This is a genomic window from Arthrobacter crystallopoietes (assembly GCF_017603825.1).
GTDB classification, from domain to species: Bacteria; Actinomycetota; Actinomycetes; order Actinomycetales; family Micrococcaceae; genus Crystallibacter; species Crystallibacter crystallopoietes_B.
The window spans coordinates 24,743-37,494 of record NZ_CP072014.1; the positions used below are offsets into that span (position 1 = coordinate 24,743).

Below are 12,752 nucleotides of genomic sequence, written 5' to 3' on the forward strand. Positions count from 1 at the left end.
GCCAACTCGGGATCGGCAGCCAGGGCCGCCTCTTCCTCCGCGTCCGCCTTCCGGCGTTCGGCTTCTTCATCCGCGGCTTTCTGGACCACGGCATCCAGATCGTCCACGCTCAGTGTTTCCCGGTGCAGGTGCTTGGTACGGTAGCCGGCACGGCCCACCATGTGCGCCGACACCGGAACCGTCAGCAACTGGAACAACCAGGCGATAATCAGCACCGGCACCGCTGCCCAGCTGCGAAGCTGGAGGGCCAGACCGATCAGCAGCAGCAGCAGCCCGAAAACCTGGGGCTTGGTGGCCGCGTGCATGCGCGAGAGCAGGTCCGGAAACCGGAGCAGCCCGATAGCGGCGGCCAGGGACATCAGTGCCCCGAGAACCAGGCAGAGTCCGGCGACGACTTCGAGTACAAGATCAGTGTTCATGGGTCCGCCTGTCGATGACGAAGCGTGCAACCGTGACCGAGCCGATGAAGCCGATCAGAGAAATGATGATCACCAAGGTCAGATTGGCCTGATGCTTTCTGACGGCCATGTCCGCTATCAGGCCCGCGCAGACGATGGCCAGCAAAACGTCGATAGCGATCACTCGGTCCAGGATGGAGGGACCTTTGACAATCCGGGAGATGGCGACGGCGGCCGAGAAGGTCAGGACGACAGTGACGACGACCAGGACTACTTCCATGAATGGGCTGTTCAACTGGTTCCTCCATTCCGCCGGTTGGCTGCCTCCGCTTTGACCATCGCGACTTCCTCTTTACTGCCGATGGCCCGGATCAGCCCGGCCTCGATCCTGCGGACCTGTTCACGGAACCGGTCCGCCTTGTCGGGATCCGGAATGTTCAGGACGTGCAGGTACAACGTCGACGTGGACCTGTCCACATCCACCACGAGGCTCCCGGGAATCAGCGAGATTGTGTGCCCCGTGGCGGTGACCAGCAAGTCCGAATGGCTGCGCAGCTGGACGGCCACCACACCGTTCATCGTGCGCGGTCCACGGGTGAGCGCAATCCAGAAGACCTCGAAACTAGCCTTGGCTACGTTCACCAGGAACGCCGCCACGAACACGGTGGCCGCCCACAGATTCAGCCGTCCGGCCAGTTCTACCGGCGGCAGGTAGAAGATATTGACGACGGCGAGGGCGATGAGCAGTCCGAAAAGCAGGTTGCCGGCGCTGAAATCCTGCCAGAGGGCTCCCCAGAGAACCACCAGCCAGACCAGCAGCGGAATTTCGACGAGCAGCGGAATCCGGGAACGGGTCATTGCTCAACCCCCTGTGCCGCGCCGGTGCCCAGGACGGCCTCTATGTAGGGTGTGCGCTCGAGCATCGCCCGGGCGCCCTGATCGCTCAGCTGGAACAGCGGGCCGGCGAAGACGGTCAGTGCCACACCGAGTGCCACCAGGCCCATGGTGGCTCCGACCATGCTCTTCGGCAGCAGGTGGATGGTCCCCCTGCCGGAGAACCGGCCGGTGGGCTTGTCCGTCACGTACTTGGAAGTACGCAGCGTGGACCCGTCCGGCTTGCTGGCCAGCAACACCGGATCCGGGTGCTCGGCGTCCTCGGGAGTCCGCCAGAAGGCTCTGTTCCAGACGCGGGCCATGGCCATCAAGGTCAGCAGGGACGTGACGACGCTGCCGATGACCAGCGTGTACGACACCGGGGTCGCAAGATCGACGCCGCCCTGCAGCAGACCGAGCTTGCCCAGGAAGCCAGAGAAGGGCGGGATGCCCGCCAAATTCATGGCCGGCACAAAATACAGGATCGCCAGCAGCGGCGAGAGCTTTGCCATGCCACCCAGCCGGTCCATGTTGGAGGTGCCGCCGCGGCGTTCGATCAGACCGGCCACCAGGAACAGGCTGGTCTGGACAGTAATGTGGTGCGCCACGTAGTACATCGTCGATCCCAGACCGACCACGGAGCTCATTGCCAGGCCGAAAACCATGTAGCCGATATGGCTGACCAGCGTGAACGAGAGCATACGTTTGATGTCGATCTGGGCCAGCGCGCCGAGGATGCCTACCACCATGGTCAGTAGTGCAACGATCATCAGGAAGGTGTTGATGCGGTCCCCCGGGAAGAGCAGCGTCTCGGTCCGGATCAGGGCGTAGACGCCCACCTTGGTCAGCAGGCCGGCGAACACTGCGGTCACCGGGGCGGGCGCGGTGGGATACGAGTCGGGCAGCCAGAAGGATAGCGGGAACACCGCGGCCTTGATGCCGAACGCCACCACCAGCATCAGGTGCAGAATCATTTGCGTGGATTCATCCAGCTCGCCCAGCTTCACGGCCAGGTCGGCCATGTTGATGGTGCCGGTCGCCGCATAGATCATCGCAATGGAGAGCAGGAACAGCATCGAGGAAATAACGCTGACTACCACATACGTCACTCCAGCCCGGACACGGGGGCCTGTCCCGCCCATGGTCATCAGGACATAACTGGCGGTCAGCAGAATCTCGAAACCTACGTAGAGGTTAAAGAGGTCCCCGGTAAGGAAAGCGTTGGACACCCCCGCCACGAGGATCAAATAAGTGGGATGGAAAATCGAGATGGGCCCGTCCTCGTCCCCATCCGCCATGCCCTGGCCGGACGCGTAGACCAACACCGCCAGGCTCACGGCAGAGGAGATCACGAGCATCAGGGCTGAAAGTTCGTCCACCACCAGGGAGATGCCGAACGGCGGCACCCAGCCGCCAAGGAACACAGCCTGTACGCCTTGGGTCCAGGCCGACCACAGCATGAGCAGTTCAACGGACAGGGTCAGGGCGAGCGTGCCGATGGCCACCGTCCGCTGCGCAACCGGCCGACGGATCAGGATGAACGCAAATGCAGCGCCCAGGAAGGGAAGGACAACGGCCAGCGGGGCCAGGCTAGCGGCGTTCATTCTTGTCCCCGAACTCTGGTCTTCGGTGCTGCCGGCCGTTCCTCGGCGTCTGCCGGCATGACGAATTCAGTGGTCTCCACCGGGATGGCTGTATCGTCCTCGGCGTCGAAGCTGGGCTGGTTCGCCACGCGGCGGTCCTCAATATCGTCCTGGACTTCGTCCTGGCGGCCCAGCACCCAGGAACGATAGATGATGCCGAGCATGAATGCGGTCACCGCGAAGGAAATCACAATGGAGGTCAGGATCAACGCTTGTGGAAGCGGATCGTTGTATTCCCCGGCAGGAATATCCGCGTCGTACAGCGGCGCCAGACCAGCGGCCCCACCGGTGGTCAGCAGCAGGATGTTGGCGCCGTTGGCCAGCATCATCAGGCCGAGCATGACCCGGGTCAGGCTCCGTTCGAGAATCAGATAGACGCCCACCGCCACGAGAACTCCCATGACGACGAGCAGCGTGATGTTCACTGTCATCGTGCTACTCCTTCCTCGATGGAGTCCGGTGCCTGCTGCGGCAGACCCTCATCCGGTTTTGGTGCCTTCTCCTGGCTGCGCTCATCTATTTCCGCACCGAAACTGCGCAGAACGTCGAGCACCAGGCCCACCACCACCAGGTAGACCCCGATGTCGAAGAGCGTTGACGTCACGAACTTATGGTCGCCGAATACCGGCAGGCTGAAATGGATGATGGCGCTTTGGAAAACCTGGCCGCCGAAGAACAGTGGCGCCATGGCGGTCAAGGAGGCGATCCCCAGACCGGCACCGAGCAGGAAGCCCGCGCTGACCGGGGTGGCTTCGGCCAGCTCCACGCGCCCGCCGGCCAGATACCTGACTGCCAGGGCGATGCCTGCCAGCAGTCCGCCGGCGAAGCCGCCACCGGGGAGGTTGTGTCCGGTAAGCAGCAGGTAGATCGAGAAAATCACCAACGAGTGGAACAGCAGTCTGGTGACGACCTCAAAGATGATGGAACGCCGCTCAGGGGCGAGCGTCCGCCCGGCAACCAGCCAGGCATCCCTGGCCACGGTGGCGAAGCGGCGGGCAGTCACCAGCGCTGCGGCGTCCCGACCGGTGTGCTCGGGCATTTCGGTGAGGCGGTCCACGGACCCGGAGGCAACGGTTGAGGCGCGCATGCGCTTATCACCGCGGCTGCGGACGAAGATCAAACTGGCCACGCCCGTGGCGGCGACCGCCAGTACGGAGATTTCACCGTAGGTGTCCCACGCGCGGATATCCACCAAGGTGACGTTGACAATGTTGGCTCCGCCGCCGCCGTCGTACGCCAGCTGCGGGTATTCCAAGGAGACCGGCAGCTGGGTGCGCGCAGCCATGGACGTCATGGCAATAAGCACCATGGCCAGGCCGAACGCCGCACCGATCGCGGCCCGGAGCCATTTGAAACTGCTGGGGGTGCGCAGCCAAAGCCGCGCTGGAAGGGAGCGTAGTGCCAGGACGATCGCGACCAGCACAATGGTCTCCACGAGCATCTGGGTCAACGCCAGGTCCGGTGCGCCCTGCAGCGCAAAGATGAGCGCGATGCCGTATCCGGTGACAGCGACCATCAGCACGGCCATGAACCGCTTGTTGGCCCTGATGGCGAGGATGGCCGCCACGATGATACCCAGTCCCGCGATCAGCTGCGCGGGAGAGTCGTACGCGATCCAGCTGTCGGGCCAGGGCGCATCCATCAGGAACACGGCGCTCAGCGGAGTGATCACCGAGACGCTGAGAATGACCACGAGGTAGAAAATCAGCGAACCGCGCTGGGTGCGGCCTGTGACCCAGACGGCCACCTCATCGAGCACGCCGATGATCCCGCGGTAGGCGCGTTCACCGGTCAGCCCGCCGGAGAAACGGTCCTGAAACGCGGTGGCCCCGTTCCGGAACAGGAACAGCAGCGTGCCCACGGCCAGCGTCAGCACCGTCAGTCCGAGCGCCGGAGTCACCCCGTGCCACAGAGCCAGGTGCCCGTCGGGCTCGCCGTCCGAGGGGAAGAGCGAAACATAGGGGGCGATGATCGTGTCCAGCGGGGCGGGCCAGAGGCCAAACACCACGGTGGCGACCGTCAGCAGCATCGGCGATGCGATAAACCCGCCGGGAATGCGTTTGAACGGCGTCTTCTTGACGTTGGGCTTGTAGGCAAACCCGCCCCAGACAAACCGTGCGCTGTAGGCAAAGGTCAACATGGAACCGACGACGACGCCGGCCAGCAGGACCGGCCCGGTCCAGCCGCCTTCGGAGGCGCGGTGGACGAAAGTTTCGTAAACCGATTCCTTGGCAACGAAGCCCAGCAGCGGCGGTACCCCTGCCATGGAGGCGGCACCGATCAGCGATACTGCGAAGAGGACCGGCGCCGTCCGGTAGATTCCCGAAAGCTTGCGGATGTCGCGGGTGCCGGACTGATGGTCAATGATGCCGACGACCAGGAAGAGTGTTGCCTTGAAGAAGCCGTGTGCCAGCAGCAGTCCCAGGCCTGCCAGCGCACCGTCGCGGCTGCCCAGTCCCACCACCATGGTGAGGAAGCCCAGCTGGCTGACTGTGCCGTAGGCCAGGATGAGTTTCAGGTCGAATTGCTTCAGCGCCAGCCAGCCGCCGACCAGCATGGTCGCCAGGCCCAGGACCATCACGGTCCCCTCCCAGTACCGGGTGTCCGAGAAGCCCGGCGCGAAGCGTGCCACCAGGTAAATGCCGGCCTTGACCATGGCTGCGGCATGGAGGTAGGCGCTGACCGGAGTGGGCGCGGCCATGGCGGCAGGCAGCCAGAAGTGGAACGGCACCAGGGCCGACTTGCTGATGGCCCCCACCAGGATCAGCAGGATGGCGACGTCGATCAACATCCCGTGCTGGATCAGTTCCGGGGCTGCGGCCATGATTTCCGAAATGCGGTAAGTTCCCGCTGTCTGCCCAACCATAATCAAGCCGACGAGCATGGTCAGGCCGCCGAAGGTGGTCACAATCAGTGCCTGCAGTGCGGAACGCCGGGCCGCCAACCGGTGCCGTGCGTACCCGATCAACAGGTAGGACAGAACGGTGGTCAGTTCCCAGAAGACGTAGAGCATGAGCAGGTCATCGGTGATGACCAGGCCGAACATGGCGCCGGCAAAGGCAAGCAGTTGCGCACCGAACGGACCGATGTTGGGATCATCGGCCTTGAAGTAGCGTGCGCAGTAGAAGAGGACCAGGGCGCCGACACCGAGAATAAGGATTGCCAGCACGGCGGACAGGGTGTCCATCCGGAAGGCCAGCTCGAGCCTTAGCTCGGGAATCCACGGGATGATTACCGACGGCGGCGCATTGGGCCCGCCGGAGAGTACAGTTTGATCCGAGCCCGTGTACCGGTCGAAAGTGGCCAGCAGCCAGATGAAGCAACCGGCCGGCACAGCGGCCAGAATGTAGAAGGTTGAACGACCGAGTTTCCTGAAGATCCAAGGCGCGATGAAGGCCACCACGAAGAGCAGGGTGAGCACAACAAGCACTATATTCTCCGGGGCTTCCTTCTGGGATTGGCGGTAAAAAGGCGAAAAAGCCTGGTTTCATTCTACCCATGGCATACGTCCGGCTCCGACGCCGCCCGACACAATCGCCCTCAGGAAAGCCCCTCCATTCGTTGTTTTACCGCCGATTCATCCACTGGTCAGCGGCTTAAGCTGTTCACGAAGAGCGAAGAAGCTAGCATTCGTTTATGAGCCACTGGTCAGGAAATCCGGCACCATCCACGAATGCCGGCTCTCCCGCGGAAGGGAGAATCAACAAGAAGCACGTGCTCGCGTGGGCCTCTTGGGACTGGGGCTCGGCCGCCATCAACGCGATCATGACGACGTTCGTCTTCACTGTCTATCTGGTGAGCGACCCCTTCGGCGGCGAAGATTATGCCTCGCAGATCCTCGGGTACGGCCTGGCCGCGTCCGGAGTTGCCATCGCGCTCCTGGCTCCGATCACGGGCCAGCGCTCGGACTCCGGCGGACGGCGGAGGTACTGGCTCGGCGTCAACACCATGGCCGTCGTAGCACTGACGGCGCTTTGCTTCTTTGTCTACCCCTCCCCCGGGTTCCTCTTCGTCGGCGTCGCGCTAATCGCGCTGGCCAACATTTTCTTCGAGTTCGCCAACGTCAACTACTACGCGATGCTCGGCCAGATCTCCACGCCGTCCACCGTCGGCAAGGTCAGTGGCTTCGGCTGGGCCATGGGCTATGTCGGCGGCATCGTGGCCCTGGCGCTGGTGCTGATGGGCTTTGTTCTCCCCGAGACCGGCTGGTTCGGAGCCACCGCCGAAAACGGGCTGAACATCCGGCTGGTCGCGGTGTTCTCGGCCGTCTGGTTCCTGATCTTTGCGCTGCCGGTGCTTCTTACCGTGCCGGAAATTCCTCGCCAGCCGAAGACTGCCCGGCTGGGCTTCTTCGCCTCCTACGGGCTGTTGTTCCGCCGGATTAAGGCCATTTACCGGACGAGTCCGCACACCATCTTCTTCCTGCTGGCCAGCGCGATCTTCCGGGACGGGCTGGCAGCCGTCTTCACCTTCGGCGGTGTGATTGCCGCCGGTACCTTTGGCTTCACCTTGACCGAAGTCATCTTCTTCGCCATCGCGGGGAACGTCGTCGCCGCCCTTGGCGCAGTTATCGGCGGGATCCTCGATGACCGGATCGGACCGAAGAAGATCATCGTCGGTTCCCTGATCGGACTGATCGTTGCCGGCGCTGCTGTCCTTGTGCTCGGAGCCGACACCTACAGCATCTTCGGCGCAACCCTAACCGGAGACACCACTTTCTGGATCTTCGGGCTGATGCTGTGCCTCTTCGTCGGCCCCGCCCAGTCCTCCAGCCGCGCCTATCTGGCACGGCTGGCGCCCAGAGGCGAGGAGGGAGAGTTCTTCGGTCTGTACGCGACCACCGGCCGGGCCGTCAGTTTCCTGGCACCCACACTCTTCGGCCTGAGCATCACCATCTTCGGGTCCCAGCGCTTCGGCATCCTGGGCATCCTCATCGTGCTGCTGGCGGGCCTGCTGGCACTGCTGCCGGTCAAGGAGCCGCGCGAGGTCCCCACGGCCCAAACGCCGTCGGCCTGACTAGCGCTCTATGGTGGTGCGGTGGAAGTTGAGGTAGCTGCGCGACGCCGTCGGGCCCCGCTGGCCCTGGTACCGGTTGCCGTACTGGCCCGACCCATAGGCGTGTTCAGCCGGTGAGGTCAGGCGGAAGAAGCACAGCTGGCCGATCTTCGAGCCCGGCCAGAGCTTGATCGGCAATGTAGCCATGTTGGACAGCTCCAGCGTCACGTGGCCGGAGAAACCCGGATCGATGAAGCCCGCCGTGGAGTGCGTGAGCAAACCCAGCCGGCCCAGCGACGATTTGCCTTCCAGCCGGGCGGCGATGTCCTCCGGCAAGGTCACCGTTTCATAAGTGGATCCCAGCACGAACTCGCCGGGGTGCAGGATGAACGGCTCATCGGGATCCACCTCAACAAGGCGCGTCAGTTCCGGCTGCTCCAGCTGCGGGTCGATGTGCGCATATTTATGGTTGTCGAACAGCCGGAAGAACCGGTCAATCCGCACGTCCACGCTGGAGGGCTGGATCATTTCAGGCAGAAACGGGTCCAGGACAATACGCTCGGCATCGAGTTCGGCTCGGATATCGCGGTCTGAGATCAGCACCATCTAAAAATAACGCATGGCCTGCGGGAGCCTTCAATTCCCGACGGCGGCTCCACCGGCCGCTCCTCTGTTCCCCGAGACGGCGCAGTGGAAACATAGAGGGTACGGCCGCGCAGGGCGCCAGTTCATTGACAGGGGAATCATGGAAACCGGAAGCACTTCGCATCGCCCACAGCTCGCGCTGCTGGTCGTCATGGCCACCGCCGCGGCGCTGCTGTTCACGCTCGTGACGGCCGCTCCCGCCTCAGCCGCCGAACCTGTCCGGGACCCGGCCAACATCAAGGTTCTGGTCAACAAGGCCCATCCGTTGAGCCCGCTCACCTACACTCCAAAACTGGCGCGGTGGAAGAGCACTGGCTACCGGATGCGGCCGGATGTCAGCACCAAACTCTCCAGCCTTTTTGCCGGTGCCGACAGCGCGGGCCATGCGATCGCCGTCGTCAGTGCCTACCGTTCCTACGCGGAACAGCGCGACCTCTACAACTACTATGTGAGAATCTACGGCAAGACCTACGCGGACCGGATTTCCGCCCGCCCCGGCTATAGCGAACACCAGACCGGACTTGCTGTGGACATTGGCCTGGCCAGCGGATCTTGCGGACTGGAAGCGTGTTTCGGCGATACCGCGGCGGGCAAGTGGGTGGCCGCCAACGCGCACAAATACGGATTCATCGTCCGCTACCCCAAGGGCCACGAAGCCACCACCGGTTACACCTATGAGCCCTGGCATTTGCGCTATGTCGGCGTCGCTTTGGCCACCGAAATGCGGACCAAAAAGATCCCGACCATGGAGCACTACTACGTGCTGGGCAAGCCGAGCATCCGCAGTTACTCGGACGTGATGGCGGCCGATTCCGCCGGTGACCTCTGGCGCTACCCCGGCAGCGGCGGCAGGATGCACCCGCGGGTGAAAATCGACTATGCCTACGGCGGCGTCAAGACCGGCACGTCGGTGGACTGGAACCAGGACGGGACCATCGACCTGCTGCTCCAGATGAAGGATGGCCGGCTGCTGGTGAACTTCGGCCGGTCCGGCGGCGGCTTCCAAGCTCCTCGTGAAGTCGGCCGCGGCTTCGCCAAGTACGATCTCACCGTTGGACGCTGGGCTGGCGCAGACACCTACCCGGGCATTGTGGCCAAGCGTTGGTCGGACGGCGCCCTGCTCTACTACCGCAACGGCTCTTCGGCCTACCTGTCCGCCGGCAGGACAATCAGCAGCGGTTGGGGACGTTACCGTCCCACGATGCTGGACTGGAACCAGGACGGCAACCAGGATTTGATCGCCATCCGGAACACCGGCGAGCTCTACTTCTACCCGGGAAACGGCTCCGGCGGCATCAGCACCTCAAAACGTCAACTGGTTGGCAAGAGCGGCTGGCACACGGTCTCGACCGTGACCCCGCTCTACGGCTACACCTCGTCGGGATCCGCCGGCTTCATCGGGAAGTTCACGGACGGAACATTGAAGTATTACCCCTACAGCAAGGGCCGCTTCGGCATACGTACCCAGGAAGGGACAGGCTTTACCTCTTACAACGTTTTTCGGTAGAGCTCACCAGACGCTGCCGGTGGGCGAGACGAACGGCGACCGCCGGCAGCCCTTCCCTCGGCCGCGCGCAGGTTGGGCTATGGCTGGCCGATCTCGGTGCGGACGGCGTAGAGCTCCGGGAAAAACGTCAGTTCCAGGGCCTTTTGCAGAAAACCGACGCCGGATGAACCGCCGGTGCCGCGTTTCATACCGATGGTGCGTTCCACCGTCTTCAGATGGCGGAAACGCCAGAGCTGGAAATTGTCTTCAAGATCCACAAGTTCTTCGCACGCTTCGTAGACATCCCAGTTCTCGTGGGCATTCTCATACACGTATTTAAAGGTCTGCACCAGTTCAGGATTGAATACGTGGGCTTCGCTGACGTCCCGTTCCAGCAGTTCCCCCGGAACCGCGTAGCCCCGGCGGGACAGGAACGCCAGGAACTCGTCGTAGATACTGGTCTTCCCCAGCAGGTCCCCGAGCAGGCCCTGGGCGCTGGGATCAGCCGCGAACACGTCGAGCATGCTGCGGTTCTTGTTGCCCAGCAGGAACTCAACCGCCCGGTACTGGTAGGACTGGAAGCCCGAGGATGAGCCCAGCTGGCCGCGGAATTCCGCGTACTCGGATGGTGTGAGGGTCGCGAGCACGGACCATTGTTCCGTCAGCGAGCGCTGGATGTGTTTGATCCGGGCAATGCCTTTCATCGCAAACCGCAAGTCATCCGCCTGCAGTTTTTCCCGCACCGTGCGCAACTCGTGCAGGACAAGCTTGAGCCACAGCTCCGAGGTCTGGTGCTGGATGATAAACAGCAGCTCGTCGTGGTGTTCCGGCCTGCTCACCGGCCGCTGGGCGGAGAGCAGATCGTCCAGCTGCAGGTAAGAGCCGTAGCTCATCTTGTCGGAAAAATCGGTCTCGATTCCGGTTTCAAATTTCCGGGTGTTCTTGTCCACCGTCATGGCACTCCATTGTGTTGGTTTGGTTACTTACCAGCCTACGGCCAGCATCCTTAAGGCAGGGGCTGAGGGGTCTACAGTTGTCCCATGGAAGTGGAAGAAACGCCGTTGCCGGGAATCGGCCTTCGCCGGGAGATAGTGCTGGACAACGGCAGGCGAGTGGGCATAGTCATCCATCGCGACGGCCAGACCGAGTTGATCGTCTCGCGCCTTGACGATCCCGATGCCTGTCTCGCATCAGTTCCGATGAGTGTGGAAGAGGCCGCAACCTTGGGCGGACTGCTCGGCGGCCCCAAGCTGGTGGCCCAGCTATCCGAAGAACACAGCGAACTGCCGGGAGTGATTACGCGGCAGTTCCCGGTGACCGAAGGTTCGCCTTTCTCCGGGTCTGCCCTGGGCGAAGCCAGGATCCGCACCCGCAGTGGTGCGTCCGTGGTCGCCATTGTTCGGGAAGGCCAAGTGATGCCTTCCCCCACACCGAACGACACCCTGAACCCCGGAGATCTGCTCATCGTGGTGGGCACCCCAGATGGACTCGATGCTGCTGCCAAGATCCTGCACGGGGGATAGCCGGGCGTGGGTGGCACGACTGTTGTCCTGATTGAGCTCGGCCTGGTGTTTCTTGGGCTGGGCATCCTCGGTCGTCTGGCCGCCCGGATCGGCATGTCGCCCGTTCCCTTGTATCTGCTGGGTGGACTGGCCTTCGGCAACGGCGGATTGATCGAATTCGACAGCATCAGCGAATTCAGCCACATCGCCAGCGAGATCGGTGTGGTCCTGCTCCTGCTCATGCTGGGACTCGAATACACCGCCCGTGAACTCGCGACAGGCCTACGGCAGTCTTGGCAGGCAGGTGTGGTGGACCTGCTGCTGAATTTCCTCCCCGGTGCACTGCTGGCGCTCATCCTCGGCTGGGGCGGAATCGGAGCCCTGGTATTGGGCGGCGTGACCTATATATCCTCGTCGGGTATCGCAGCCAAAGTCCTCACGGACCTGGGCCGTTTGGGAAACCGTGAAACACCGGTCGTGCTCTCCATCCTGGTCCTGGAAGATCTCGCCATGGCCGCCTATCTGCCTGTACTCACGACGGTTCTTGCCGGCGCTTCGTTCCTGGGCGGACTGCAGGCCGTCGGAGCAGCACTGCTGGCCGTGAGCGTGGTCCTGTTCCTGGCCATCCGGTACGGCCAGCGGATCACCGCCTGGATCCACAGTCCGGAACAAGAAACGTTCCTGCTCAAATTGATCGGCGTAGCGCTGCTGGTGGCCGGCCTGGCCTCGGCCATGCAGGTTTCGGCCGCCGTCGGAGCTTTCCTGCTGGGTATCGCGATATCGGGAGCAACGGCAGAAAGTGCCGTTCGGGTGCTGGCACCGCTGCGCGACATCTTTGCGGCCATGTTCTTCGTGGTGTTCGGGCTCAACACGGACCCGGCCTCCATCCCACCGGTGCTGGTCTGGACCGTCGTGCTGGGAGTGGTGACCGCGGGCACCAAAATGGCGACGGGCTGGTGGGCAGCGCGGCAAGCGGGAATCGGGCGCTGGGGACGGCTTCGGGCGGGCTCTGCCCTGATTGCCAGAGGCGAATTTTCCATTGTCATTGCTGGCCTCGCAGTGGCCTCGGGCGCCATAGTAGCCGAACTGGCTGCTGTGGTGACGGCCTATGTGATGCTCATGGCGGTGGCCGGGCCGATAGCCACCCGCTTTGCCGAGCCTGCCGTCCGCCGGATATCCCGACAACCCGAAGCGGAGCCGGCGAGCTGAC

Annotated in this window: 11 protein-coding genes and 1 pseudogene; 4 read left to right on the forward strand and 8 right to left on the reverse strand. The window is 63.1% G+C overall.

Translation table 11 applies throughout. From position 1 onward, the window contains the following. Positions 1-41: 41 nt before the first annotated feature. From mnhG to J5251_RS00165, 6 genes and pseudogenes are all read right to left on the reverse strand, one after another. Positions 42-419, reverse strand: a pseudogene (gene mnhG / locus J5251_RS20215) (monovalent cation/H(+) antiporter subunit G); the annotation flags it as partial. Beyond that, positions 409-678, reverse strand: coding sequence for a monovalent cation/H+ antiporter complex subunit F (locus J5251_RS00145; protein ID WP_139004641.1), 270 nt, complete (start codon positions 676-678; stop codon positions 409-411). The gene J5251_RS00145 and the pseudogene mnhG, both read right to left, overlap by 11 nt. 11 nt (positions 679-689) lie before the next feature. Further along, a complete protein-coding gene (locus J5251_RS00150; RefSeq protein WP_208574898.1) occupies positions 690-1,256 on the reverse strand; it encodes a Na+/H+ antiporter subunit E in 567 nt (188 codons plus the stop codon). Next, positions 1,253-2,875, reverse strand: coding sequence for a Na+/H+ antiporter subunit D (locus J5251_RS00155; RefSeq protein WP_139004502.1), 1,623 nt, complete (start codon positions 2,873-2,875; stop codon positions 1,253-1,255). Before J5251_RS00155 ends, J5251_RS00150 begins: the two co-directional genes overlap by 4 nt. Then, positions 2,872-3,345: a Na(+)/H(+) antiporter subunit C gene (locus J5251_RS00160; RefSeq protein WP_139004501.1), complete on the reverse strand. Its 474-nt coding sequence runs from the start codon at positions 3,343-3,345 to the stop codon at positions 2,872-2,874. Before J5251_RS00160 ends, J5251_RS00155 begins: the two co-directional genes overlap by 4 nt. Continuing rightward, positions 3,342-6,344 carry a Na+/H+ antiporter subunit A gene (locus J5251_RS00165; RefSeq protein ID WP_208574899.1) on the reverse strand — a complete coding sequence of 1,001 codons (3,003 nt, stop codon included), beginning with the start codon at positions 6,342-6,344 and terminating at the stop codon, positions 3,342-3,344. Before J5251_RS00165 ends, J5251_RS00160 begins: the two co-directional genes overlap by 4 nt. 206 nt (positions 6,345-6,550) lie before the next feature. On the opposite strand from J5251_RS00165, the gene J5251_RS00170 reads away from it, so the two are divergent. Beyond that, a complete protein-coding gene (locus J5251_RS00170) occupies positions 6,551-7,930 on the forward strand; it encodes an MFS transporter (RefSeq protein ID WP_208574900.1) in 1,380 nt (459 codons plus the stop codon). On the opposite strand, the gene dcd is transcribed toward J5251_RS00170, so the two are convergent. Continuing rightward, the gene (gene dcd / locus J5251_RS00175; protein WP_139004498.1) at positions 7,931-8,512 is read right to left on the reverse strand and encodes a dCTP deaminase; all 582 of its coding nucleotides are present in this window, start codon (positions 8,510-8,512) and stop codon (positions 7,931-7,933) included. It abuts the gene before it with no gap. Positions 8,513-8,654: 142 nt separating this feature from the next. On the opposite strand from dcd, the gene J5251_RS00180 reads away from it, so the two are divergent. Further along, a complete protein-coding gene (locus J5251_RS00180) occupies positions 8,655-10,061 on the forward strand; it encodes a M15 family metallopeptidase (protein ID WP_208574901.1) in 1,407 nt (468 codons plus the stop codon). Positions 10,062-10,138: 77 nt separating this feature from the next. On the opposite strand, the gene J5251_RS00185 is transcribed toward J5251_RS00180, so the two are convergent. Further along, complete coding sequence (locus tag J5251_RS00185; protein ID WP_208574902.1) at positions 10,139-10,996, reverse strand: tryptophan 2,3-dioxygenase; 858 nt, start codon at positions 10,994-10,996, stop codon at positions 10,139-10,141. Positions 10,997-11,080: 84 nt separating this feature from the next. Between J5251_RS00185 and J5251_RS00190 the strand changes: the two genes are divergently transcribed. Beyond that, positions 11,081-11,563, forward strand: coding sequence for a cation:proton antiporter regulatory subunit (locus J5251_RS00190; RefSeq protein ID WP_139004495.1), 483 nt, complete (start codon positions 11,081-11,083; stop codon positions 11,561-11,563). 6 nt (positions 11,564-11,569) lie between these two features. After that, complete coding sequence (locus J5251_RS00195; RefSeq protein ID WP_139004494.1) at positions 11,570-12,751, forward strand: cation:proton antiporter; 1,182 nt, start codon at positions 11,570-11,572, stop codon at positions 12,749-12,751. The last annotated feature ends 1 nt before the right edge of the window (position 12,752 follow it).